The sequence below is a fragment of the Aureimonas sp. N4 genome, from assembly GCF_001463925.1.
Classification (GTDB): Bacteria; Pseudomonadota; Alphaproteobacteria; order Rhizobiales; family Rhizobiaceae; genus Aureimonas; species Aureimonas ureilytica_A.
Map to the genome: position 1 here is coordinate 32680 of NZ_BBWS01000010.1, position 22195 is coordinate 54874.

A 22195-nucleotide genomic window follows, 5' to 3' on the forward strand; every position below is an offset into this window, starting at 1 on the left:
TTAGGCAGCGGCTGGAAGGGGATAGGCCCCTTTCAGCTCCCGCGCATGGAACACAGCGCCGGCGAGCACCAAGAGCGCGCCTGCCTGATGCAGAAGCGCCCAGCCGATCGGCACCTGCAAGAGCAGCGTGGTGATCCCGAGCGCGGCCTGCAGAGTGACGAGACCGGCGAGATGCGTCGCCATCTTGGCATGGCGCGAGCCGGGCGCGAGGCGGCGCGCGGCAATGGCGTGAAGCAGCGCGACGGTGAAAAGCAGATAGGCGCCACAGCGATGCATGAACTGCACCGTCATCACATTCTCGAAGAAGTTGCGCCAAGCCGGTGACATCGCGAGAAGATTGGCCGGCACGATCTGCCCGTCCATCAGCGGCCAAGTGTTGAAGCTGAGACCGGCATTGAGACCGGCCACCAGGCCACCGAGATAGATCTGGAGCAAGGCCAGCGCGACCAGCAGCGCACCGACTTTGGCGGAATGGCCCGTCGGGGGCGCTTCGATCCGTTGTGGCGATAGACCCTTGGCGATCCAGAGGGTCGAAGCGAAGATGATGCAGGCCATGGTGAGATGAACCGCCAGCCGATACTGGCTGACCTCGGTGCGCTCCACGAGACCCGAGGCCACCATCCACCAACCGATGCCTCCTTGAACACCGCCGAGCGCCAGAAGCCCGACGAGGCGCGGCTTCAGCCAAGGCTCGATCCGCCCCGTCAGCCAGAAGAAGGCCAGCGGAAGGGCGAAGGCGAAGCCGACGCTGCGCGCCAGAAACCGGTGCGCCCATTCCCACCAGTAGATCGTCTGGAAGTCCGACAAGCTCATGCCCTTGTTGAGCAATTGATATTGCGGGATCTGACGGTAGAGATCGAATTCCTCTTGCCACTGCGCCTGCGAGAGCGGCGGAACGATACCGTGAATCGGCTTCCATTCCGTGATCGACAGGCCGGATTCGGTCAGACGCGTGGCTCCGCCCACGACGACCAGCGCAAGGATCAGCGCCGCGACGCCATAGAGCCAGAAGCGAATGAGACGGCGCGAGCGTGCCCAGCCGTCGGCTTCGCGGGCAAGGGTGGGGGCATGGGTCGATAGGGTCATATCTGTCTTGAACCGGCTTGCGAACTCAGCCGCTTCATCCCCTTGTTTTCGGCCGATCGGATCGGCAATCTAGGACCGGACCCGAAGGGTTTGCGAAATGGGCCCTGCCCCGAGGTTTGGTACGATGTGCCACGCTTGGCAAGGGTCATCGGGTCGCGGCACCATCACGTCTGCGTCCCAAACCGGAGGTTTCCCATGCCCATCCGATTGAAGAAGCTCATCGGCACGCTGCTGCTGGTCGGCTTCGTCGCGGTCTATGCCGTGGTGGCGACGGCCTATGCCACTCTTTATCTGGCGGAGTCAGCGGCTTACATCCATTTGCTGTACTTCTTCGCGACCGGCATCCTCTGGGTTGTGCCGGCCATGTTCGTGATCAAATGGATGGAAGGCGCGCGGCGTTCCTGAAGCGTCGCGGCGACACCCACGCCGACATCGGCGTCAAGCGCTTTGCCGGTCCCGCACCAGGATCATATCGGCGAAGCCGCTTTCCGCCAGCGTTCCGACGGCCGCGTCGGTTTCGCTTGACGAGCACCCCTCGACCGACACGAGCAGCGCGGCCTCTGCGTCGATCATGGTCTTGAGACGCGTCGTATCGACCCGCCCGGCGTCGATCAGCAGCGTTTCGTAGCTGCGCTCCATGAAGTCGAGCGCATGGCGGCGTTCGCTCCAGCGCCCCGTGTCGTCCTCACCCTGGAGGCTGCGACCGGCGGCCACGATGTCCGCGCCGGTGGCGAAATCACGCCGGGCAATCTCGGAAAAATTCGCGTCGCCGCGCACGAGGTCGATGAGCCCGGGCTCGCTGGGAGCCAGTCCCATGGCGCGTGCGGCGTCCTGTGTTTTCGACAAATCGACCAGCAGCACGGAGCGGCCCCGCAGCGCAAGTCGGCGCGCCAGATCGACGCTGAGCGGTCGCCCATCGCCCTCGCCGGCCGCCACCACGATGGCGCGGGACAACTCGCTCGCCCGCAGCGCCTCGATCACATCGTCGATCATCGCGACTTCCGGCCGGCTCGGGGCTTCACTTGTGAAGGACACGGCCGGCAAGATCGGCCCGGCCTCGATCTCCTCCTTGCGCCGCAAGGAACGCGACAGGGCGAGAAAGAATGAGGATCCGAGAAAGCCCGCGACGCTCCCGGCAAGCGCGCCCGGCCAAAGCGAAAGCGAGCGCTGTGTTGGCGGGAGTTGCGTCTGCGCGATCAGGGGCTTGGCCGCTGTTGCTTGCGCATCGGGTGAGGCGGCCTCCTCCGATCCCCGCTTGGCACGCCACGCGGCCAGATCCGCTCGCGCGGCTGTCAGATCGGCCCTCAGGGTGTCTCTGGCCCGCATCCGGGAATCGGGATCGGCCGAAGCGGAGGCGCTGGGTGTCAGGGCGCGCAGAGCCGCTCCGTTGGCCGCGCGTTCCGCCCGCAGATCGGCGAGCAGCGTTTCACGCTGCTGCTCGATATCCGCGGTCAGCTGGCGCAGGCGCAGACGCACCATCTGCACACGCGGATGGGACTCGTCGAACTGTGCCGCGAGTTCGTCAGCCTTGGGCTTGAGCGTTCGAGTCTCGGCCACGAGTCGCCGCCAAGTATCCCACCCTTGCCAGAGGTTCGAAGGGGCATCCCCCTCCTCGCCCTTCTCGACCGCAACGATAGCCGCATCGAGGTCCGCCTGCCGCTGCTCCAGCAAGGCTCGCGCGGCGATTTCCTGACCCTCGGCGGCTGCCGGTGCGGGCGAGGCGCTGATCACCGCGTCGAAATCCGCCAATCGACGCTCGGCATCCGCCATGCGCGCTTCTAAATCCTTCAACGCCGGATCTTGAGCCGAGTTTTGGGCCGGATCGGGCGCCGCGTCGTTCGCGCTTTGCGGCGCGCCCGCTCTTCCATCCGCCGCCGCCAGACGCTTGGCCGGGCTCGGCACACGGGCCAGGAGATCGGCGACGATCAGGCGAACACGCTTTTCGGCAAGAGCGGCGCTTCCGGCATCGGCCCAGACCACGCTCCTCGAACTCGACAGGGATGTCACGCCCGCGCGCCGGCTGACGCTGCCTTCGAGCGGCCCCGAACTCCGGTTCAGAAGGTCGTTGAGGGAGACGACCTCGTCCGCCTCTGCCTCGTCCGCACGGGTCTCATGGCGGATCAGATCGTGAATTTCGGCATTGGTCCAGGATGGCAGAGGCGCGCCATCGGCGGAAAGCTCGATCCGGGCCCGGTGCACGGGGGGTACGAGCGAAACGGCGAAAGCGGCGATCGCGCCGGACAGGACCGTGGACGCACCGACGATCCCAAGGCGCCGCGCGACGTCGCGCGGCCCCTTTAGATCGTCCTGTCCCCGCTGCGGCCAGATCGCCGGCATGGTTTGCCCTTCCTGTCGCACGCCGCCCCTTGGATCGATTCTCGTATCCGTCATCGAGTTCGAGGATAGAAGGTTGAAATTCGCGGACAATATGCACGTGAGTTTACGTACGGTTAACCCTAATTCGAGAATGTTGGCGCGGGCGAGTCGCCCGACACGCGATTTGACGCTTTTCTGGAGTGAGACCCATGCGCGCCGGCTTCGTGACGATGGTATTGATCGGAGCGCTGCTGTCGGGCTGCGTGACGGCGAAACCGCCCGCCCCTGCGTTTCATGCGGTTTTGAACCAACCCTACAAGCTCGACGCGGGCGATCGAATCCGCGTGACGGTGTTCGAGCAGGACAACCTGTCCAACATCTATGCTGTGGATAAGTCCGGCTATCTGTCGCTACCGCTGGTCGGGGCGGTGCCCGCGCGCGGCAAAACGACCGAACAGGTGCAGGCCGCGATCACGGCGGCGCTTCGGAACGGCTATCTGCGCTCGCCCGATGTCTCGGTTCAGGTCGAGCAATATCGCCCCTTCTTCATCATGGGCGAAGTCGCGAGCGGCGGCCAATACTCCTATGTTCCGGGCATGACGGCCCAGAACGCCATCGCCATTGCCGGCGGCTTCTCCTCGCGCGCCGACCAGCGCACGGTGGACATCACGCGGCAGGTCAATGGTCAGGTCATCACAGGGCGCGTGTTGATCTCCGATCCGATCATTCCCGGTGACACGATTTCCGTTCGCGAAAGGCTATTTTGATTTCGGCGCGTCGGCTCAAACTCCTTTAGCCTTTGACCGCTAGATCTGACGTCAGCCGGACGGTTCATTCGCTCCTTCAAGAGAGCCCGCCGGCGCAAGGGTGGCGATCGGATGAAGAACAGGAAGCCAAAGGCCAATCTTTTCGAGCGCGATATCGTTCGCACCTATCGTCCGGACGAGAAGGAGATCAAGCGGGATGCGGCGGAGGTCGAGCTGCCGGTCAACGCCCGTCGTCTGGCTCAGATGTTGGAGCGCCGCGTTCTGTCGCCCCGTCTGGCGAGCGGGCTCGTTCGTCTCTTCGAGATCGTCGTGCTCGGCCTTCTCGCGATCATCTGCCTCCGCAACTCTGTCGATGGTCTGATCGCGCGCCTCAGCCTCAGCGCGCTCCTGATCGTCGTCCTGGCCGCAATGATGCAGATGACCCACGGCTATGAGCCTGCGGTGCTGCGTTCGCGCCGCTCGCAGTTCCTTCGCCTGGGCGCCTCGATCTTTTCCGCCACGATCATCGTCGGCTTATGCGCCTCCCTCACCGGCAAGCTGACCTGGGCGCTGACCCACGATCTCTGGATTTGGGCCATCGCCGGCTTCGGCCTTTTGAGCGTCGTGCGCTTTTTCCTGGCCCGGCGGATGCGCCGATGGGTTCGCAACGGCTTCATGGAGCGGCGCGCGATCCTGGTGGGCGGCGGCAGCGCGGCGGAGGCCTTCATTCGCCGCCTCGAAATGCACCCCGACAACGATGTGCGTATCTGCGGCATCTTCGATGACCGGAGCGACGACCGCTCCCCGCCGATCGTGGCGGGCTATCCCAAGCTCGGCTCCATCGCGCAATTGACCGAGTTCGCGCGGCGCGCCCGTATCGACATGCTGATCGTAACCCTGCCGATGAGCGCACAAGCCCGGCTGCTCTCGATCATGCGTGAACTCTGGGTTCTGCCGCTGGATATTCGCGTCGCCGCCTCCTCGGCCGACTTGCGGTTCCGCTCCCGTTCGCATTCGTTCCTGGGCGACATTCCGCTTCTGAACGCCTTCGATCGGCCGCTCGCGGAATGGAGCATGATCACCAAGCGCACGCTCGATCTCGTGGTCGGCACATTCGCGCTGATCGCGCTGAGCCCGGTCATGATGGCGACGGCGATCGCCATCAAGCTCGACAGCCCCGGCCCTGTTTTCTTTCGCCAGAAGCGCCACGGCTTCAACAATCAGATCATCAATGTCTGGAAATTCCGCTCGCTGCGCCATGAGATGGCCGATCCTCTCGCGCGCAAGATCGTCACCCATAACGACCCGCGCGTCACGCGCGTCGGTCGCTTCATCCGGCGCAGTTCCATCGACGAGCTGCCGCAGCTGTTCAACGTGCTGACGGGCGAACTCTCGCTGGTCGGCCCACGCCCGCACGCGGTCCATGCCCGCTCGAGCTTCGACGCGACGTTCACCGAAATCGTCGACGGCTATTTCGGGCGGCACAAGGTCAAGCCCGGCATCACGGGTTGGGCCCAGATCAATGGCTGGCGCGGCGAAATCGACGACAGCGAAAAGCTCAAGAAGCGCTTCGACTACGATCTCTATTACATCGAGAACTGGTCCCTGCTTCTGGACATCCGCATTCTCGTGATAACGCCCATCAGCCTGCTGCGCAGCCAAGGCGCATACTGAAACGAAAAGGCCGGCGCGGAATGATCGCGCCGGCCGACCACCTCAGATGGCGGCGATAACGATGATCTCGACGAAGTAGTCGGGCGTGGCGAGCTTCGACTCGCCAGTCGCGCGCGCGGGCTTGTTGGACGGATCGACCCAAGCATCCCACACGGCATTCATGGCGCCGAAATCCTTCATGTCGGCGAGCCAGACGGTCGCCTGAAGGATCTTGGACTTGTCGGTGCCGGCCTCGGCCAGGAGGCGATCGATCTCGGACAGCACCGTCTTGGTCTGAGCGGTCACATCCTCACCGGGATTGCCGACCTGACCCGCGAGATAGACCGTGTTGCCGTGAACGACGGCCGCGCTCATGCGATGACCGGGCTCGATGCGACGAATGCTCATACGAAATCCTTCCGCTTTGGGCTTTGTGCCGGCTGCGTTCTAGATGCGAATGAGCAAGGTCAGCAAGCGTTTCCAGCCATGATCAAGCGATGCGGTTCGGCCCGCCTCAGCGGGGCGACCACACCCTGGCGGTCTGCGGCTCGCGGCCGGACGAGGCGCCAAAGCGCGACGACGTGGAAACTTTTCCGTAGAGGTCTGACAGGCGCTCGACCATGCCCTGCTCGACGGCTTCGTTTTCGGTTATCAGCCCCGCCTCAAGGGCGGTGACGATATCGGACGCTGTCATGGAGTTCCCCATTTCATCAGGGCGGGAGTCAGACGAACACTTTGTTTCCAGCTTGGTTCCGTAGAGATTTACGGAATTTTAACCATTTAGCCGCCGAAGAACAGTCCCTTTGGCGATTTGAAACGATCAAGATTCGCATCGAACGGCGTGGCTGCGGCACCGGCACTCTGGCTTCCGGCCGGTGCTGCTCCAGTTTGCCGTTTCGAACCACCTGCAGCCCGGTCGCTCAACAGCGTCGGGCTCTCCCGATCTGGAGACATTCGATGCGCCTTCCCGTGTTCGCAGCCGCCTTGCTTATCGGCTCAACCTTGGCGAGCGGGGCTTTCGCCGCACCCGTCACTGTCTCGTCCAAGATCGATACCGAAGGCGGCGTCCTCGGCAACATGATCATGTTGGCGCTGCAGAATGGCGGGATTGAGACGACCGACCGCATTCAGCTGGGCGGAACGCCGGTGGTGCGCAAGGCCATCACATCGGGCGAGATCGACATCTATCCCGAATATACAGGCAATGCGGCCTTCTTCTTCAACCGCGCCGAGGACCCGCTCTGGAAGGACGCGGCCAAGGCCTATGCGGAGGCCAAGAAGCTCGACTACGACGCCAACAAGATCGTCTGGCTGACGCCCTCGCCGGCCAACAACACCTGGGGCATCGCGCTGCGCGGCGATGTCGCGGACCAGAACAAGCTGACGACGCTCAGCGAGTTCGGCTCTTATGTGGCCAAGGGCGGCGACGTGAAGCTCGCCGCCTCCGCCGAATTCGTGAACTCCGCCTCCGCCCTGCCCTCGTTCCAGACGACCTATGGCTTCACGCTGAAGCCAGATCAGTTGCTGACGCTTTCGGGCGGCGACACGGCGGCGACGATCGCGGCGGCAGCCCAGAACACCAACGGCGTCAACGCCGCCATGGTCTATGGCACGGATGGCGGCATCGCGGCCTCCAATCTCAAGGTGCTGGAGGACGACAAGAACGTGCAGCCGGTCTATCAGCCCGCGCCGATCGTTCGCGAAACCGTGTTGAAGGAGCACCCGGAGATCGAAGGCCTGCTGAAGCCGATCTTCGAGAGCCTCGATCTCGTGACGCTGCAGGAGCTGAACGGCCGCGTCCAGCTCGGCGGCGAGCCGGCGCGCGCGGTGGCCGAAGACTATCTGCGCTCGAAGAATCTCCTGAAATAGGATTCACGCGCCGACCAACGAAAAGAGCCCGGCCGCATCATGCAGCCGGGCTCTTTTCGTTTCAGCGGTCGGGCTTGGGTCCTACTGCTTCGCCTCGCCCTTGCGGGCCTGCGCTTCGCAGACCTCCACATGCTTGCGGAGCGCTTCGGTCGACAGGATGGACGCGATGGAGCGGATGTTGCGTCCCTGCATCTGTGGGAGGTTCTGAACCTCCTGCAGACGAACGAGAAGCTCGGCTCTGCTGCTCATGACTGTCTCCTTTCCCTTTGGTGTGGAACGGCTTCGGCCCGCCGGACAGACTGTCCGGCCGGCTTCAATGCGCCGTCAGGAGCGCCGCTTGCTGCGGCAATTCGATGTCGACTTCCAGCGTCGACATCTGATCTTTGCGGTCCATCTTCACCTTGACCTTGTCCCGGTTGATGGGAACATGGCGCGCGATGACGGCCAAAATTTCCTCGCGCAGCACGGCGACGAGATCGGACTGTCCAATCTCGGCGCGTTCGTGGGCGAGCAGGATCTGGAGGCGCTCACGCGCCGCCGGGGCGGTGGTCCGCTGCTTGTTGAAGAAGTTGAAGAGGCTCATGCAGCCCTCCGGCTGAAGAACTTGCCCAGAAGACCGCGCTTGTCCGTCGGCACGTTCATGGGGACGGTCTGACCCATGAGCCGCTTAGCGGCGTCCATATAGGCCCGCGCCGGCGCGCTCTGGGCGTCCGACAGCGTGACCGGCGTGCCGAGGTTCGACGCGCGCAGAACTTCCGCGCTTTCCGGTACGATGCCCAGAAGCGGGATGGAGAGAATTTCCAGAACGTCGTCGACCTTGAGCATGTCCCCACGCTCGGCACGAATGGGGTCGTAGCGCGTCAGAAGCAGATGCTTCTCGATGCGGCCGCCCTTTTCGGCGCGCAGCGTCTTGGAATCGAGAAGGCCGATGATGCGATCGGAATCACGCACCGAGGACACTTCCGGGTTGGTGACGACGACGGCGAGATCGGCATGGCGCATCGCCAGCGTCGCGCCGCGTTCGATGCCGGCCGGGCTGTCGCAGATCACCCAGTCGAACTGCGCGCGGAGCTGATCCATGACGCGATCGACGCCGTCCTGGGTCAGGTTGTCCTTGTCGCGGGTCTGCGAGGCCGGAAGCAGGCAGAGCGTGTCGACGCGCTTGTCGCGGATCAGCGCCTGGTTGAGGTTCGCGTCGCCCTGAACCACGTTGATGAGGTCGTAGACCACGCGCCGCTCGGCGCCCATCACGAGGTCCAGATTGCGCAGGCCGACGTCAAAGTCCACCACGACGACCTTCTGGCCGCTCTGTGCCAGAGCTGCGCCCAGCGCGGCGGTCGAGGTGGTCTTTCCGACGCCCCCTTTGCCCGATGTCACCACCATCACCTCAGCCATGTCAGGCCTTTCCCTGTTGTCGTTTTTTTCGTTTCGTTTCGTTCGGCCGTCGCACCCGCCTGGAGGCGAGCTCAGTTCGATAGGACCACGGTTCTCAGAGCCGTGTCGTCGAGCCAGATGTGGACGGGCTGGCCCAGCATCTTGGGGTCGAGGTCCTCGGCGGTCTTGTAGAGACCGTCGATGGCGATCAGTTCGGCCTCAAGCTTGCGGCAGAAGATGCGCGCATTGGCATTGCCGGCCGACCCTGCCAGCGCCCGCCCCCGCAGGGCGCCGTAGACATGAATCGAACCGCCGGCGATGACCTCGGCCCCCGAGGCGACATGGCCGAGAACGGTGACGTCCCCTTCTGGGAAGATGATCGACTGGCCCGAGCGAACCGGCGTGTCGATCACCAGCGCCGGCGTGACGGGCGGCGCCGTCATGCGCGGAACGGCGGGCGCTTGAGGCGCCGCGCCGGATTTCGCCGCCGCCGGGGCGGAGGTTTCGTCGGGCATCTCGATGTCAGCGGCGTTGCGGCCGCCGCGCATTTCCGGCGGCATCCCCGGCCCGAGAATCGAAGGCAGTGCGCCTTCGATGCCCATGACGCGGACATTGCGCTTGGTCAGTTCCGCGAGCAGATCGGCCAGCTGCTCGCGGGTGATCGGCAGACCCGCCACATCCAGAACGATGGGCCGGCCCAGGAAAAAGCCCGTGGAGCGCCGGGCAAGGTCGTCCAGCTGCGCGAGCCAGTCGCGGAACGGCAGTTCGGGCGACAGGACCAGCGCGAGAAAGGATCGGCCGCGCAGGCGGACCGCTTTGCTGTTCGGTAGGGCTTCGGTCATCTTCATTAACGCTTTGTTGCTGAGGGAGTTAAACCGTTCAGCCTTAACTGAGGGTTAACTCTTCGCCGACCTGCGGCAGATGGAGGCGGCCGAAGCCCCCTGGCGCGGGGGTATGGCCTGCTGGATTCTATGGATGCCAAACAAAAAGGGCATCCCGATCAATGGGATGCCCATAGTGGCGAAACGCGGCAAAGGTTCCGCCTCTCAATCGCGAAAGATCACCGTCTTGTCCTTGTTCAGGATCACGCGGTTGTCGAGATGCCAAGCGATGGCGCGCGACAGGACGCGGCGCTCGATGTCGCGGCCCTTGCGCACGAGGTCTTCCGGCGCGTCATGATGCGATATGCGCTCGACATCCTGCTCGATGATTGGGCCCTCGTCGAGATCGGCCGTCACATAGTGTGCCGTCGCGCCGATCAGCTTCACCCCGCGCCGATGCGCCTGATGATAGGGCTTGGCGCCCTTGAAGCCGGGCAGGAAGGAGTGATGGATGTTGATGCAGCGGCCCGAGAGATAGGCCGAGAGTTCGTCCGACAGGATTTGCATGTAGCGCGCGAGCACCACGAGGTCGGCGCCGGTTTCCTCCACGATGCGGATGATGTCGGCCTCCTGCTGCGGCTTGGTGTCGCGCGTGATCGGCAGATAGTGAAACGGAATGCCGTCGAAATCATGATGGGCATAGGTCTCGCGCGGGTAGTTCGAGACGATGCCCACGATGTCCATGCGCAACTCATCAATCCGCCAGCGATAGAGAAGATCGGCGAGGCAGTGATCGAAGCGCGAGACGAGGATCAGCACCTTCTGGCGCGCATCGTTGGCCGCGATGCGCCAATCCATGCCGAACCGCTCGGCGATCGCGGAGAAGGCCGTGGTCAGGCTTTCGACCCGCACCACCGATTCCACGATGGCAAAACGCACGCGCATGAAGAAGCGACCGGTTTCCGGGTCGTCGAACTGGTGCGCCTCGCGAATGTCCGCGCCATTGTCGTAGAGATGCCGCGACACGGCAGCGACAATGCCCGGACGGTTCGCACAGGACAGGGTCAGAATATATTCGGGGCTGGGCACGGCACACTCCGGCAGGCGCGAGAGCCCTCCCCGGAACCTTCGTTCAAGAGGAAGACCCTCACCATTTGTTTTCAGGCATAGGCCGAAGCCGAAGCGGGGTCGCTTCGGCTGAGCAGGCGCTGGACATGCCCTCCCCTAACCGATCCCACGGCCGCCGGGAAGCGAGGCGGAGAGCGGCGCATGGCCCCGGCTCAGATCGAGCCCGCTTCCACCATGTAATTGTTGGCGGTGCACATGGCCGCGTCGTCGGAGGCGAGGAACAAGGTCATGCGCGCGAGATAGACCGGCTCGATCGGAAACGGCAGGCACTGGCGCTTGAGATGGGCCTCCAGCGCCTCGGGCGTCACCCAAAGCTCCTTCTGGCGCTCGGTCATGATCCAGCCGGGAACCACCGTGTTGACGCGGATGCGATGGGGGCCGAGATCGCGCGCAAAGGAGCGCGTCATGCCGTGCACGGCCGATTTCGCGGTCGTATAGACCGGCATTCCGCCGCCCGCTTCCCACCAGGAGTTCGAGCCGAAATTGATGACCGATCCGCCGCCGGCCGCGATCATGCCGGGCGCGACGGCCTGGATGGCGAAGAACATGTGCCGCAGATTGGTGGCGATGCGCTCGTCGTAATAATCCGGGGTTACGTCCTCCCAGCCGTGGCGATCGTCCCGCGCGGCATTATTGACGAGGACGGTGGCCGGTCCGAGCCAGGCTTCGAGCCGTGCGAAGGCAGCGCGCAGCGCATCGATATCGCGGAGGTCGCAGGGCTCGAAGGCCACGTCGCAATCCTTGCCCGACAGGTCTTCAGCCAGCTTGGCTCCGCGCTCGGCATCGATATCCACGAAGCCCACCTTGGAGCCCTGATCGACAAAGGCGCGCACGATGTCCGCCCCGATGCCAGACGCGCCGCCCGTGACGAAAACTGTGCGCCCGCGCAGGCTGGGATAGATGGCATAGGACATGAAACCTCCCGGCAGGCGATAGGCCCGCTTTGTGTGAAGCCGGATTGGCAAGGCACCGAACGGGCGTCAAGACACCTGTCTAAGCAAATGTGCCGCGGTCTCGATTGAGCTGCCAGACCTTAAGATTGAGCGCGCCGGCGACGCAGACCCAGGCCAGATAAGGCACGAGCAGAAACGCCGCTGTCCGGCTATAGGGCCAGAAGGCCAGGATATTGACCGCGATGGCGAGGCCCAGCAGCGTTATGTCGAGAAAGGCGAGGTCGGGCCGCCGCCGGCCGAAGAACAGCATCGACCAAAGGAAATTCAGGATCATCTGCCCCAGGAAGATGCCGAACGGGATGATCACGAAGCCGGCCTGCCGCCAGACCAGCCACCCGCTGATGGCGATCAGGAGGTAAAGCACGCTCCAGACGATCGGGAAGGCGCGGTTGGGCGGCGTCCAGGATGGTTTCGTCAGCCCCTGATACCAAGTGCCCGGCTTGAAGACGATGCCGCTGGCGGCGATCAGCCCCGAGAACAGGATGAAGCCGAGAAGGATGAGAATGGAAGTCGTCATGGGAGAGTCCACCAATCTGTCATGCGCCTAACGCCCCATGCGCCTGCCGCGTCGTCACGACGCACGGGGCGTATCGACCGGCGAGTTCTCGATAGACGGTAGCATGAGGGGTCAAATCCAACCGGTAACGCGCAGGCCGACGACAGCCAAAGACACGACCGCCAACCCCATCTGCATCGGTCGCAGTCCCGCGAAATAGTTCGGCACTTCCTCCCTGCGCGCAGCGATCGGGTCCAGCACCGCCAGCGAAAGATAAGCTAGGAGGAGAAGAGCTGTCGCGAGGCCGAACCGCCCGGCTCCGGTCAGCAGGATCGAGCCGATGCCGGCGAGAAAAAGCCACATCATCATCGCCAACTGGCTGAGATGGGCGCCATCGGGCATACGGAAGCTCACCCCGCGCCGCACGCCCGACAGGAACGTCACGATTGCCCCGGCCCAGACGAGGGTCAGCGGCAGGAGCGTCGCGCTCCAGTCCGGCAGAACGAAGAGCGAAAGCGCGCCCGCCGTGATCGGCACGATCGCCGCATAGGCCAGCAGCCAATCCTCCGGGGGCGGGCGAAGCGGCTCGTGGATAGGCAGGGTGATCGTTTCAGGTGCGCGCTGGGTCATGGAAGGCGAGTTAGGCAACACCTCTCGCTCTTCCAGCGCGCGGGCGCCACGCATCGCCGCTTTTCGTCCCAAGAGAGGCTTGACCGCCCTATTCGCCTCACTCGCCGCGCGATAAGCCGCACCTCATCGCTCCCAGCGGACCCGTTCGACCTTGCGCAAGCTCCTGTTCGTCGTAACCGAAGATTGGTTCTTCGCGTCTCACTTCCTCCCCATGGCCCGCGTTGGCCTGAAGCTTGGGCTGGACGTGGTGGTGGTGACGCGCGTTCGCGATCATGCCGAAATCATCGAGGCGACCGGTGCCCGCGTCGTCGCGCTGGAAGCCGAGCGCCGGAGCACCAACCCGCTTCACGCGCTGGACACGGCACGGCGGCTGGCTGCCATCCTGCGCCGCGAGCGGCCCGATCTCGTTCACTGCATCTCGCTGAAGCCCATTCTCGTCGGCGGCCTCGCCGCCCGACTGGCAGGCGTGAAGCGGACCGTCTTCGCACTGACCGGCCTCGGCTTTCTCGGCGCGCGGCAGGACGGGACGGCGCGCCTTGCCCGCCGGATCGTTCGCACCTTCGTGCGTTGGGGGCTGGAGACCGCTGGCACGCATTACCTGTTCGAGAACCATGACGACCCGCGCCTGCTCGGTTTGGACCCCGCTTCGCCCCAGGTGACGATCGTCAATGGTGCCGGCATCGATCCTGCACGCTATCCCGCCTCTCCCCTGCCCGAGGGAGATACATTGCGCCTTGCCCTCGTCGCCCGCCTTCTCTGGTCGAAGGGCGTGGACACGGCCGTCGAGGCCGTTCGGCTCGCCCGTTCGAACGGCACGAATGTCGAGCTCGACCTTTACGGCTCACCCGATCCCTCCAACCCCAAGGCGGTGCCGCTGGACATGCTGCACGATTGGTCGCGCGAGCCGGGCCTGCGCTGGTACGGGCCGACCCGCGACATCGCCTCCGTCTGGCGCGAGCACGATCTGGCCATCCTACCCTCACGCGGCGGCGAAGGTCTGCCCCGCACGCTTCTGGAATCGGCGGCCTGCGGGCGCGCGGCCTTGACGACGGACGTTCCGGGCTGCCGCGATTTCGTTCGCGATGGCGAAGACGGATATGTTCTGCCCGTCGGCGATGCCGCCGGCTTCGCGGCCCGGATCGAAGAACTCGCGCAAGATCGCGCGCGCCTCTCGGCCCTGGGCGAGAGCGCGGCGGCCCGTGTGCGCAGAGGCTATACCGAAGAGGATGTGATGGCGACCGTCGCCGCGCTCTACCGTCGCATGGGTCTCGGCTAGCGCCATCACGCGCTTGCGCCCCGGCCCATCAATCGTGATAGGCCCTCCCTTCGCCTCGCTTGGATTTCGCGCCGCGAGGCTTTAGAGCCTGTTTGGAAACTCCACCGGGTCGGTCCGGGGGTTCTTTTACGGCCTCGGTTTGTCGTCAATATCAGCCGATGCCGCCGGCATCGACTGCGTTTGCCTCCGCCCGAAGACCGAAAAATCCCTCGCCAGCCCTCCGCCGGGGAGTTTCCAAACAGGCTCTGAGCGCTGAGACGCTGCGGATGCGCGTCGCCGCATCCGTTTCTGACGAGGACCCCGACATGACCCAACCGATTCCGTTCATCGATCTGGCCACGCAGCGCGATCTCATTCGCGAGCGGATCGAAGCGCGGCTCGGCCGGATCATGGATCAGGGCTCGTTCATCCAGGGGCCCGAGGTGGCCGAGTTCGAAACGGCGCTTTCGGCCTTCAGCGGGATGAAGGAGACGATCTCCTGCGCCTCGGGAACGGATGCGCTCCTGATGCCGCTCATGGCCTGGAACATCGGGCCGGGCGATGCCGTCTTCGTGCCGAGCTTCACCTTCGCGGCGACGGCCGAGGTCGTCGGCCTCACCGGCGCGACGGCCGTTTTCGTCGATGTCCTGCCCGATACGTTCAACATGGACCCCGCGCACCTGCGCCAGACGGTGGCGGACGTCGCCAGCCGAGGCGAGCTGCGCCCGCGCGCGATCATCGCAGTGGACCTGTTCGGCCAGATCGCCGACTACGCGCCGATCCGCGCGACGGCGGACGAGTTCGGCTTGAAGCTGATTTCCGATGCGGCGCAGGGCTTCGGCTCGACGCGCGACGGGCATCTCGCCGGGCACTGGGCCGATGTCGTGGCCACCAGCTTCTACCCCGCCAAGCCGCTCGGCTGCTACGGCGACGGTGGTGCGATCCAGACCGACGACGAAGAGCTCGCCGCCATCCTGCGCTCCATTCGCATCCATGGCAGCGGCAGCGACAAATATGACAATGTCCGCCTGGGACTGACTGCCCGTCTCGACTCGTTCCAGGCCGCTGTCCTGAACGAGAAGCTGCCGCTCTTTGCCGGCGAGATCGAAGCGCGGATGCGCATTGCCGCGCGCTATAGTGAGATGCTGCTCGGCGTCGCCCCTCAGACGATCGCCGACGATGTCGTCTCCACCTGGGCGCAATACACGATCCGGGTGCCCGGCGGCCGGCGGGACGCCTTCATGGCCGCGATGAAAGAGCGCGGCGTCCCGACCGTCATCTATTACGGCAAGGGCCTGCACCAGCAGACGGCCTATCGCCACTTCCCGGTCGGCGGCAACGGCCTGCCCGTGACGGAAGCGCTATGCGGCGAGGTGGTGAGCCTGCCCATGCACGCCTATCTCTCGGACGAGACACAGGATCGCATCGTGCAGGCGGTGGCGGAATCGTTGAGCGCCGTTCAGGTCGCCTGAGCCCAAGGAGTTCTGGGGCGGAGCGAGAACCGCTCGCCCCTCCCGTTTCACCCCGAGATCGAACGGCGCGGCCGCCGCATCATAATACGGAACACCACGCGCGCGACGACGAACATCGGTCGCGGCAGATGGTGGTAAAGATGATGGGCCACCAGCATCAGGCGGGGATAACGCCGCCAGAGCTCCGGCACCGGAAGAATGAACGGGTTCTCGAGCGGCCGTAGTTCCGTCCGGGCGAGTGACGCCATCTCACTGAACGAGGCCCCCTCGCGCGACGCCCTGCGCAAGGCCGGAACGGCTTCGGCGGCCGTCGCAATCATGCCGCGTCGCTCGGCCAAAAGCGCGAAGAGACGCTCCAGTGCATGGGCCACCGTTCCGTCGAGCTGGCCCTTTTCGCGCTCGAACAGCGTTTTCAGCTTCGGCTCGTTCAGAGCTTCGAGCGCGCCCCGCCGGAACCAGAACATGGAACTGGCGGCGAAATGGTCACTCTCCAACGCTTCGAGATCGAGAGGAAGCTGGAGGGCATCCGCCACCCGGCGCAAAGCGCGCGCGTTCAGGCCGATGCGGCTATCGAGCGACAGCATATGGTTGGCCGGTGCAACCAGTCCAATGCGCGTATCCTCTTCCATCAGAGCCAGCGGCTCCGGCACCGTTTCCCCGGCAGCGGGGCGAAGCAGCGTGCCGGTCAGATGCAGCCGCCACGCTTCTCCGTCGCTGCGATGCTTGGAGCGCTTGGTGTGCAGTTTCAGGCCGACCCCAAAGTTCGGGCCGACTTCTTTCAGCGCCAGAAGAAAGGGTAGGACGTCCCGCCCCCGGTTCTCCACATCGATCCGTCTTTGACGCACGAGATGCGGGCTCTGGACGGTCACCAATTCGAGCGCCGGGTTCGGACAGGTCAGAACGACCTCGAACGGCCGATCGAAGCTTCGGGCGATCTCCTCGGCCATCTCCGCCCAGACATCGGGGTAGAAGACATGGACGAAGATGACGGGAACGTCGTATTTCAAGGAGCCTCGTTCGCGGCCAGAGCCGCCATGCAGCGGGACACGCCTTCGGTCCATTCGGGCAGGCTATGGCCGAAGGATTGACGGAAGCGTGTCGTGTCGAGACGCGAATTGGCCGGGCGTTTGGCGGGCGTCGGATAATCGGCCGTGGTGATCGGCTCCACCGTCACGTGCTTGCCACCCGTCTCGGCCAAACGTGAGAAGATCGCCTCGGAGAAACCGGCCCAGGTCGTCTCCCCTTCGGACACCATGTGGAACACGCCGCGCTTGGACGCATCTCCCGGTGCACTCACGAGCGCACGGGATACGGCGACGATGCCCTCGGCAATATCGGGAGCGTAGGTCGGCGTTCCCCGCTGATCGGCGACGACGCGCAAGAGATCGCGCGTTTGCGAAAGACGCAGCATGGTCTTCAGGAAGTTCGCGCCATAGGGACCGTAGACCCAGGCCGTGCGCAGGATCGCGTGGTTCGGATTGGCCTGTGCGACCAGCCGCTCGCCCTCGAGCTTGGAGCGGCCGTAGGCGCCCTGCGGTCCGGTCGGATCGCTCTCGACATAGGGTCCCGCCTTGTCACCGGCAAAGACATAGTCGGTCGAGATATGAACGACCGGAAGCCCAGCCGCGGCGGCAGCAGCCGCGACGTGGCCGGCGCCCTCGGCGTTGACCGCATAGGCTGCCGCCTCGTCGCTTTCCGCCTTATCCACCGCCGTATAGGCGGCGGCGTTCACCACGACATCCGGCCGATGCTCGGCGATGGCGCGCTCGATCGAGGCGCGATCGGTGAGATCGAGCGTCGGGCGGCCGAGCGCCACCACCTCCACATCGGACCCCGAGAGCGCCAGAAGCGCCTGCGCGACCTGACCGTCGCGCCCTGTCACGAGAAGCCGCATCGCCGTCACGCCTTCGCGCCGAGACGCTCGCCGCTATAGCGGCCTTCGCGAATCGGCTGCCACCAACCCTTGTTGTCGAGATACCAGCGAACCGTCTTTTCGAGACCGGTCTCGAACGTCTCCTGCGCCTTCCAGCCCAGCTCCGTTTCGATGCGAGTGGCGTCGATCGCATAGCGCAGATCATGGCCCGGACGATCGGTCACGAAGTCGATCAGCGAACGGCGCTTGGTGCCATCGGGCAGCGGCGACAGGCGATCCAGCGTGTCGCAGATCGTCTCCACCACGGTCAGGTTGGAGCGCTCGTTGCGCCCGCCGATATTGTAGGACCGGCCAAGCTCGCCCTGGGTCGCGACCAACGCCAAAGCCCGAGCGTGATCCTCGACATAGAGCCAGTCGCGCACATTCTCGCCCTTGCCGTAGACCGGCAGGCGCTTGCCCTCCAGCCCGTTGAGGATGATCAGCGGGATCAGCTTCTCGGGGAAATGGTAGGGGCCATAATTGTTCGAGCAATTCGAGAGGACGACCGGCAGATGGTAGGTATGGTGCCAAGCCATCGCCAGATGGTCGGACGCCGCCTTCGACGCCGAATAGGGCGAGGACGGCGCATAAGGCGTGTCTTCTGTGAAAAGGCTGTCGTCCAGCGGCAGATCGCCGAACACTTCGTCGGTCGAGATATGATGAAAGCGGAAGCCCGCCTTCTTCTCGCCTTCCAAGCCGGACCAGTAGGTGCGCGCCGCTTCCAGAAGCTCGTACGTGCCCACGATATTGGTCTGGATGAAGTCGCCCGGTCCATCGATGGAGCGATCCACATGGCTTTCGGCGGCCAGATGCATGATCGCATCGACCGCTTCGCGGCGCAGCAGATCCAGCACGAAGGCGCGATCGAGAATATCGCCCTTCACGAAAGAATAGCGCAGGTTCGAGGCGATCGAATCCAGGGAGGACAGGCTGGCGGCATAGGTCAGCTTGTCGAAGTTGATCACCGAATGATCGGTGTCATTGATCAGATGCCGGCAGACGGCCGAGCCGATGAAGCCGGCGCCGCCGGTGACGAGAATCTTCATGATGGTCAGGCCTCGTAGACGAAGGGCGACTCGATGTCGCGAAGATGCGGCGCGGCCTCATCCTTAGTAGAGAGGATCGGCTGACGTCCTCCCAGCGGCCATTCGATTGCGAAATCCGGATCGTCGAAGCGGATCGAACGGTCGTGCTGCCCGCTATAGGGCGCGCTCACCTTGTAGAAGACTTCCGTATGCGGCACGAGCGTGACGAAGCCATGCGCGAAGCCGACGGGCACCAGAATCTGGTTGAAGCTTTCGGCCGAAAGCTCCAGCGCGACCCACTTCCCATAGGTGGGCGATTTCAGGCGGATATCGACCGCGACATCCAAGATCTTGCCGCGAAGCACGCGCACGAGCTTGTCCTGCGCGAAAGGCGGCTCCTGGTAATGGAGGCCCCGCAACGTAAAGGCCTCGGCCGAGTAGGACTGATTGTCCTGCATCCAGTCCTTGTCCACGCCACTGGCGCGCAGACGCTCGCGATTGAAGGTTTCGGAAAAGAAGCCGCGTTCGTCCCCGAATTTTCTCGGTGTGATTTCCAGAACGTCCGGTATTTCCAGAGCGCGGACTTCGAGCATGAAACAACCTTCGCCTGTTGGTTTTGAACGCGTTTACAGTTATTGCCCGCATTGCGGCAAGAAGGGAAGCAGCGCGAACTGCCCCGGCCAAGCCTGCACGAGCGGAATGGGTTAACAGGACGGATGGAGGCATGGCGATGAAGGGGATCATTCTGGCGGGTGGAAGCGGCACCCGGCTGCACCCGATGACGCTGACGGCGTCGAAGCAGCTGCTTCCCGTCTACGACAAGCCGATGATCTATTATCCGCTGTCGGTGCTGATGCTCGCCGGCATCAAGGATATTCTCATCATCTCGACTCCGCACGACCTGCCGCGCTTCCGCGCGCTGCTCGGCACGGGCGAGCGCTGGGGCATGAGGTTCACCTATGCCGAGCAGCCGAGCCCGGACGGCTTGGCGCAAGCATATCTGATCGGCGAGGACTTCGTCGGTGGCGAAAAGTCGGCACTGATTCTCGGCGACAACGTCTTCTACGGCCACGGTCTGCCCGAGCTTCTGGGCAGTGCCGTGCAGCGCGACAGCGGCGCGAGCGTCTTCGCCTACCACGTCAACGATCCCGAGCGGTACGGCGTCGTCGCCTTCGACCAAGAGGGGCGTGCCACCTCAATCGAGGAAAAGCCGCTCAAGCCCGCGTCGAACTGGGCGGTGACGGGACTTTATTTCTACGACGGACGTGCATCCGAGATCGCCCGCTCGCTCAAGCCCTCGCCGCGCGGCGAGCTGGAGATCACCGATCTCAACCGGGTCTATCTGGAAGAAGGCTCGCTCAGCGTCGAGTGCATGGGGCGCGGCTTCGCCTGGCTCGACACGGGCACGCCCGATTCCCTTCTTCAGGCAGCGGAGTTCGTGCGCACGCTCGAACATCGTCAGGGTTTCAAAGTCTGCTGCCCCGAGGAGATCGCCTTCAATCTTGGCTTCATCGATGCCGACCAGCTGACGCGCCTCGGCAAGGAACTCGGCAAGAGCCAATACGGCATCTATCTTCAGAAGATCGCGGCTGGCGGCCTCTGATCGTCAGCCTCGCTTGTCGCAGGCGAGGCGAACCTATATCAGCGCGACTTCGCTGGGCGGCTCTTCCCGCCCGGCCATGGTGGCCGATGGCGCATGAAGCGCCGAGGTCGCCACGATGCCTGCTGGAAAGGACCATCGGCAGAATGTCTTCCACGGATGCTCCTGTCTATGTCTCGAACGGTCGAGCCGACCGCGCGGACCGGATGCGCGAATGCCTTGCGGACTTTTCCAAGGGGCTCGGCCTGCGTGAACTCTGGCTGTTTCTCGGCTGGCGCGACGTGCGCAAGCATTATCAGCGCTCGCTGCTCGGTCCATTCTGGCTGACCTTGTCCATGGGATTCATGGTGCTGGGTTTGGGCGTTCTCTATTCCCAGATCTTCAAGCAGCCCATTCAGGATTATCTGCCCTTCCTGGCGGTCGGCTTCATCACCTGGGGCCTGATCAGCGGCTTGATCGTGGGCAGCTGCGACGTCTATTCGTCCGCCGCCTCGTCCGTGCGGCAGGTTCGGATGCCGCTCAGCATCTATGTCTACCAGTTCGTCTGGCGGCAGATCATCACCTTCGGGCATAATTTCATCATCTATATCGCTGTCGCTCTTTATTTCGGGCTTTGGCCGGGCTTGAACGGGCTGATGTTCCTTCCGGCCTTCGTCCTGATCACGGCGAACGGCTTCTTCATGGCCATGATTCTCGGGCCGCTCTGCGCGCGCTTCCGTGATATTCCGATGATCATTCAAAGCGTCGTGCAGATCGTCTTCTTCATGACGCCAATCCTCTGGGACGCGAAGCAGGTGCCCGAGCGCGCGCTGTTTCTCCACGCCAATCCCTTCTATCACTTCATCGAGATCATCCGCGATCCCCTGCTCGGCCATGCCGCCTCGCTGGAAAACTGGGGCGTCTGCATCGCCATCACGCTGGCGATGGGCTTCGTCGCCTTCCACTTCTTCGCGCGCTATCGTCCGCGCATCGCTTACTGGGCCTGATCCCAAATGGCTTCGATCAAGTTCGAGAACGTCTCGGTCGACATTCCCGTGTTCAACGCGAGCAATCGCTCGCTGAAGAACAATGTTCTGTCGGCTGCGACGGGCGGCCAGATCCAACCGCGCGACAGCGGCCGGATGTCGGTTCGGGCCATCGACAATGTCTCCTTCGACCTGACGCACGGCACGCGCGTCGGCCTGATCGGACACAATGGCGCGGGCAAGTCGACCATGCTGCGCGTCATCGCCGGCATCTATGCGCCGACGGGAGGCCGCGTCAGCGTCGAGGGCGATGTGGCGCCGATGTTCGACATCGGCTTCGGCATGGACCCGGATGCGACGGGCTGGGACAACATCATCCTGCGCGGCATGTTGCTCGGCTATTCCAAGCGCGAGATCCACGAGCGCGCAAAGGACATCGCCCTCGTCAGCGATCTCGGCGAGTTTCTGGACATGCCAATCCGAACCTATTCGGCGGGCATGGCGACGCGTCTCGCCTTCGCCGTTTCGACGTCGATCCGCCCCGACATCCTGCTGATCGACGAGGGCATCGGCGCGGGCGACGCGGCCTTCATCGCGCAGGCGCGCGAGCGGATGAGCCGTTTCATCGGCGAAGCCGGTCTCCTCGTTCTCGCCTCCCATGCCGACGACATGCTGCGTCAGTGGTGCCAGACGGGCATCTGGATGGAACATGGGCGTATGCGGATGCAGGGCGAGATCGACGAGGTGCTGGCTGCCTATCATGCCTCGCTCGGGCAGGGCTGAGACGCGCCCAACGAAGGCGGCGGAGGATCACCCTGCCCCGCCGGCTAGTCGCGACCTGCGAGATTCATGCCGTCGGGATACCTCGCCGCCGAAGCGAGAACCATCCAGCGC

The 22195-nt window shown here is 64.2% G+C and carries 25 protein-coding genes; 9 read left to right on the plus strand and 16 right to left on the minus strand.

Going from position 1 to position 22195, the window contains the following annotated elements; genetic code table 11:
* On the minus strand, window positions 1-1086 hold the full coding sequence (locus AUL28_RS03545) for a COX15/CtaA family protein (protein WP_062230688.1): 1086 nt from the start codon (window positions 1084-1086) through the stop codon (window positions 1-3).
* Window positions 1087-1281: 195 nt separating this feature from the next.
* Between AUL28_RS03545 and AUL28_RS03550 the strand changes: the two genes are divergently transcribed.
* Window positions 1282-1491, plus strand: a complete 210-nt coding sequence (locus AUL28_RS03550) for a DUF2842 domain-containing protein (protein WP_058598961.1) — start codon at window positions 1282-1284, stop codon at window positions 1489-1491.
* Between the two features lie 33 nt (window positions 1492-1524).
* On the opposite strand, the gene AUL28_RS03555 is transcribed toward AUL28_RS03550, so the two are convergent.
* A complete protein-coding gene (locus tag AUL28_RS03555; RefSeq protein WP_062230689.1) occupies window positions 1525-3423 on the minus strand; it encodes a hypothetical protein in 1899 nt (632 codons plus the stop codon).
* A 209-nt stretch (window positions 3424-3632) separates the two neighbouring features.
* On the opposite strand from AUL28_RS03555, the gene AUL28_RS03560 reads away from it, so the two are divergent.
* Together AUL28_RS03560 and AUL28_RS03565 are read left to right on the plus strand one after the other, a co-directional pair.
* Window positions 3633-4169, plus strand: coding sequence for a polysaccharide biosynthesis/export family protein (locus tag AUL28_RS03560; protein ID WP_374700725.1), 537 nt, complete (start codon window positions 3633-3635; stop codon window positions 4167-4169).
* A gap of 111 nt (window positions 4170-4280) precedes the next feature.
* Complete coding sequence (locus AUL28_RS03565) at window positions 4281-5822, plus strand: undecaprenyl-phosphate glucose phosphotransferase (RefSeq protein ID WP_062230690.1); 1542 nt, start codon at window positions 4281-4283, stop codon at window positions 5820-5822.
* Between the two features lie 42 nt (window positions 5823-5864).
* On the opposite strand, the gene AUL28_RS03570 is transcribed toward AUL28_RS03565, so the two are convergent.
* Entirely contained in the window at window positions 5865-6209 is a 345-nt protein-coding gene (locus tag AUL28_RS03570) for a RidA family protein (protein ID WP_062216742.1), read from the minus strand.
* A gap of 106 nt (window positions 6210-6315) precedes the next feature.
* Window positions 6316-6495, minus strand: a complete 180-nt coding sequence (locus tag AUL28_RS03575; RefSeq protein WP_156419877.1) for a hypothetical protein — start codon at window positions 6493-6495, stop codon at window positions 6316-6318.
* A gap of 263 nt (window positions 6496-6758) precedes the next feature.
* Here AUL28_RS03575 and osmF point away from each other — a divergent pair, with 263 nt between their 5' ends.
* Window positions 6759-7670, plus strand: a complete 912-nt coding sequence (gene osmF, locus AUL28_RS03580) for a glycine betaine ABC transporter substrate-binding protein OsmF (RefSeq protein ID WP_192843389.1) — start codon at window positions 6759-6761, stop codon at window positions 7668-7670.
* An 81-nt stretch (window positions 7671-7751) separates the two neighbouring features.
* Here the strand turns inward: osmF and AUL28_RS22970 are convergent, their stop codons facing one another.
* The 8 genes from AUL28_RS22970 to AUL28_RS03615 all read right to left on the minus strand — a co-directional run bounded on the left by AUL28_RS22970 (window position 7752) and on the right by AUL28_RS03615 (window position 13126).
* Entirely contained in the window at window positions 7752-7919 is a 168-nt protein-coding gene (locus AUL28_RS22970) for a hypothetical protein (RefSeq protein WP_192843390.1), read from the minus strand.
* A gap of 64 nt (window positions 7920-7983) precedes the next feature.
* Complete coding sequence (gene minE, locus AUL28_RS03585) at window positions 7984-8253, minus strand: cell division topological specificity factor MinE (RefSeq protein WP_058598967.1); 270 nt, start codon at window positions 8251-8253, stop codon at window positions 7984-7986.
* A complete protein-coding gene (gene minD, locus AUL28_RS03590; RefSeq protein ID WP_058598968.1) occupies window positions 8250-9065 on the minus strand; it encodes a septum site-determining protein MinD in 816 nt (271 codons plus the stop codon). The genes minE and minD overlap by 4 nt, the downstream gene beginning before the upstream one ends.
* A gap of 71 nt (window positions 9066-9136) precedes the next feature.
* A complete protein-coding gene (minC, locus tag AUL28_RS03595; RefSeq protein WP_058599031.1) occupies window positions 9137-9886 on the minus strand; it encodes a septum site-determining protein MinC in 750 nt (249 codons plus the stop codon).
* 204 nt (window positions 9887-10090) lie between these two features.
* On the minus strand, window positions 10091-10954 hold the full coding sequence (purU, locus tag AUL28_RS03600; protein WP_058598969.1) for a formyltetrahydrofolate deformylase: 864 nt from the start codon (window positions 10952-10954) through the stop codon (window positions 10091-10093).
* Window positions 10955-11145: 191 nt separating this feature from the next.
* A complete protein-coding gene (locus tag AUL28_RS03605; protein ID WP_058598970.1) occupies window positions 11146-11907 on the minus strand; it encodes an SDR family NAD(P)-dependent oxidoreductase in 762 nt (253 codons plus the stop codon).
* A 79-nt stretch (window positions 11908-11986) separates the two neighbouring features.
* Complete coding sequence (locus AUL28_RS03610) at window positions 11987-12463, minus strand: TspO/MBR family protein (RefSeq protein WP_058634284.1); 477 nt, start codon at window positions 12461-12463, stop codon at window positions 11987-11989.
* A 111-nt stretch (window positions 12464-12574) separates the two neighbouring features.
* Entirely contained in the window at window positions 12575-13126 is a 552-nt protein-coding gene (locus AUL28_RS03615; protein ID WP_082640229.1) for a DUF3429 domain-containing protein, read from the minus strand.
* Between the two features lie 97 nt (window positions 13127-13223).
* Between AUL28_RS03615 and AUL28_RS03620 the strand changes: the two genes are divergently transcribed.
* Window positions 13224-14348, plus strand: a complete 1125-nt coding sequence (locus tag AUL28_RS03620) for a glycosyltransferase family 4 protein (protein ID WP_062230693.1) — start codon at window positions 13224-13226, stop codon at window positions 14346-14348.
* Window positions 14349-14653: 305 nt separating this feature from the next.
* Window positions 14654-15799, plus strand: a complete 1146-nt coding sequence (locus AUL28_RS03625) for a DegT/DnrJ/EryC1/StrS family aminotransferase (RefSeq protein ID WP_062230745.1) — start codon at window positions 14654-14656, stop codon at window positions 15797-15799.
* Window positions 15800-15846: 47 nt separating this feature from the next.
* On the opposite strand, the gene AUL28_RS03630 is transcribed toward AUL28_RS03625, so the two are convergent.
* Genes AUL28_RS03630 through rfbC form a run of 4 tightly spaced genes read right to left on the minus strand, consistent with a single transcriptional unit; the run spans window position 15847 to window position 19329 of the window.
* On the minus strand, window positions 15847-16806 hold the full coding sequence (locus AUL28_RS03630; protein WP_062230694.1) for a rhamnan synthesis F family protein: 960 nt from the start codon (window positions 16804-16806) through the stop codon (window positions 15847-15849).
* Complete coding sequence (rfbD, locus tag AUL28_RS03635; protein WP_062230695.1) at window positions 16803-17693, minus strand: dTDP-4-dehydrorhamnose reductase; 891 nt, start codon at window positions 17691-17693, stop codon at window positions 16803-16805. Before rfbD ends, AUL28_RS03630 begins: the two co-directional genes overlap by 4 nt.
* Window positions 17694-17698: 5 nt before the next feature.
* Window positions 17699-18757, minus strand: coding sequence for a dTDP-glucose 4,6-dehydratase (gene rfbB / locus AUL28_RS03640; RefSeq protein WP_062230696.1), 1059 nt, complete (start codon window positions 18755-18757; stop codon window positions 17699-17701).
* Window positions 18758-18762: 5 nt separating this feature from the next.
* Window positions 18763-19329 (minus strand): dTDP-4-dehydrorhamnose 3,5-epimerase, encoded by a 567-nt coding sequence (gene rfbC, locus AUL28_RS03645; RefSeq protein ID WP_058598977.1) that lies wholly within the window; start codon window positions 19327-19329, stop codon window positions 18763-18765.
* Between the two features lie 137 nt (window positions 19330-19466).
* Here rfbC and rfbA point away from each other — a divergent pair, with 137 nt between their 5' ends.
* From rfbA to AUL28_RS03660, 3 genes are all read left to right on the plus strand, one after another.
* A complete protein-coding gene (gene rfbA, locus AUL28_RS03650; protein ID WP_062230746.1) occupies window positions 19467-20339 on the plus strand; it encodes a glucose-1-phosphate thymidylyltransferase RfbA in 873 nt (290 codons plus the stop codon).
* Between the two features lie 143 nt (window positions 20340-20482).
* Window positions 20483-21322: an ABC transporter permease gene (locus AUL28_RS03655; protein ID WP_062230697.1), complete on the plus strand. Its 840-nt coding sequence runs from the start codon at window positions 20483-20485 to the stop codon at window positions 21320-21322.
* Window positions 21323-21328: 6 nt separating this feature from the next.
* On the plus strand, window positions 21329-22084 hold the full coding sequence (locus AUL28_RS03660; protein ID WP_062230698.1) for an ABC transporter ATP-binding protein: 756 nt from the start codon (window positions 21329-21331) through the stop codon (window positions 22082-22084).
* Window positions 22085-22195: the final 111 nt, after the last annotated feature.

Coding starts and splice junctions, on each gene's coding strand:
- AUL28_RS03545 (WP_062230688.1), bottom strand. CDS start 1,086: ATGACCCTATCGACCCATGCCCCCACCCTTGCCCGCGAAGCCGACGGC.
- AUL28_RS03550 (WP_058598961.1), top strand. CDS start 1,282: ATGCCCATCCGATTGAAGAAGCTCATCGGCACGCTGCTGCTGGTCGGC.
- AUL28_RS03555 (WP_062230689.1), bottom strand. CDS start 3,423: ATGCCGGCGATCTGGCCGCAGCGGGGACAGGACGATCTAAAGGGGCCG.
- AUL28_RS03560 (WP_374700725.1), top strand. CDS start 3,633: ATGGTATTGATCGGAGCGCTGCTGTCGGGCTGCGTGACGGCGAAACCG.
- AUL28_RS03565 (WP_062230690.1), top strand. CDS start 4,281: ATGAAGAACAGGAAGCCAAAGGCCAATCTTTTCGAGCGCGATATCGTT.
- AUL28_RS03570 (WP_062216742.1), bottom strand. CDS start 6,209: ATGAGCATTCGTCGCATCGAGCCCGGTCATCGCATGAGCGCGGCCGTC.
- AUL28_RS03575 (WP_156419877.1), bottom strand. CDS start 6,495: ATGACAGCGTCCGATATCGTCACCGCCCTTGAGGCGGGGCTGATAACC.
- osmF (WP_192843389.1), top strand. CDS start 6,759: ATGCGCCTTCCCGTGTTCGCAGCCGCCTTGCTTATCGGCTCAACCTTG.
- AUL28_RS22970 (WP_192843390.1), bottom strand. CDS start 7,919: ATGAGCAGCAGAGCCGAGCTTCTCGTTCGTCTGCAGGAGGTTCAGAAC.
- minE (WP_058598967.1), bottom strand. CDS start 8,253: ATGAGCCTCTTCAACTTCTTCAACAAGCAGCGGACCACCGCCCCGGCG.
- minD (WP_058598968.1), bottom strand. CDS start 9,065: ATGGCTGAGGTGATGGTGGTGACATCGGGCAAAGGGGGCGTCGGAAAG.
- minC (WP_058599031.1), bottom strand. CDS start 9,886: ATGACCGAAGCCCTACCGAACAGCAAAGCGGTCCGCCTGCGCGGCCGA.
- AUL28_RS03605 (WP_058598970.1), bottom strand. CDS start 11,907: ATGTCCTATGCCATCTATCCCAGCCTGCGCGGGCGCACAGTTTTCGTC.
- AUL28_RS03610 (WP_058634284.1), bottom strand. CDS start 12,463: ATGACGACTTCCATTCTCATCCTTCTCGGCTTCATCCTGTTCTCGGGG.
- AUL28_RS03615 (WP_082640229.1), bottom strand. CDS start 13,126: ATGCGTGGCGCCCGCGCGCTGGAAGAGCGAGAGGTGTTGCCTAACTCG.
- AUL28_RS03625 (WP_062230745.1), top strand. CDS start 14,654: ATGACCCAACCGATTCCGTTCATCGATCTGGCCACGCAGCGCGATCTC.
- rfbD (WP_062230695.1), bottom strand. CDS start 17,693: ATGCGGCTTCTCGTGACAGGGCGCGACGGTCAGGTCGCGCAGGCGCTT.
- rfbB (WP_062230696.1), bottom strand. CDS start 18,757: ATGAAGATTCTCGTCACCGGCGGCGCCGGCTTCATCGGCTCGGCCGTC.
- rfbC (WP_058598977.1), bottom strand. CDS start 19,329: ATGCTCGAAGTCCGCGCTCTGGAAATACCGGACGTTCTGGAAATCACA.
- rfbA (WP_062230746.1), top strand. CDS start 19,467: ATGAAGGGGATCATTCTGGCGGGTGGAAGCGGCACCCGGCTGCACCCG.
- AUL28_RS03655 (WP_062230697.1), top strand. CDS start 20,483: ATGTCTTCCACGGATGCTCCTGTCTATGTCTCGAACGGTCGAGCCGAC.
- AUL28_RS03660 (WP_062230698.1), top strand. CDS start 21,329: ATGGCTTCGATCAAGTTCGAGAACGTCTCGGTCGACATTCCCGTGTTC.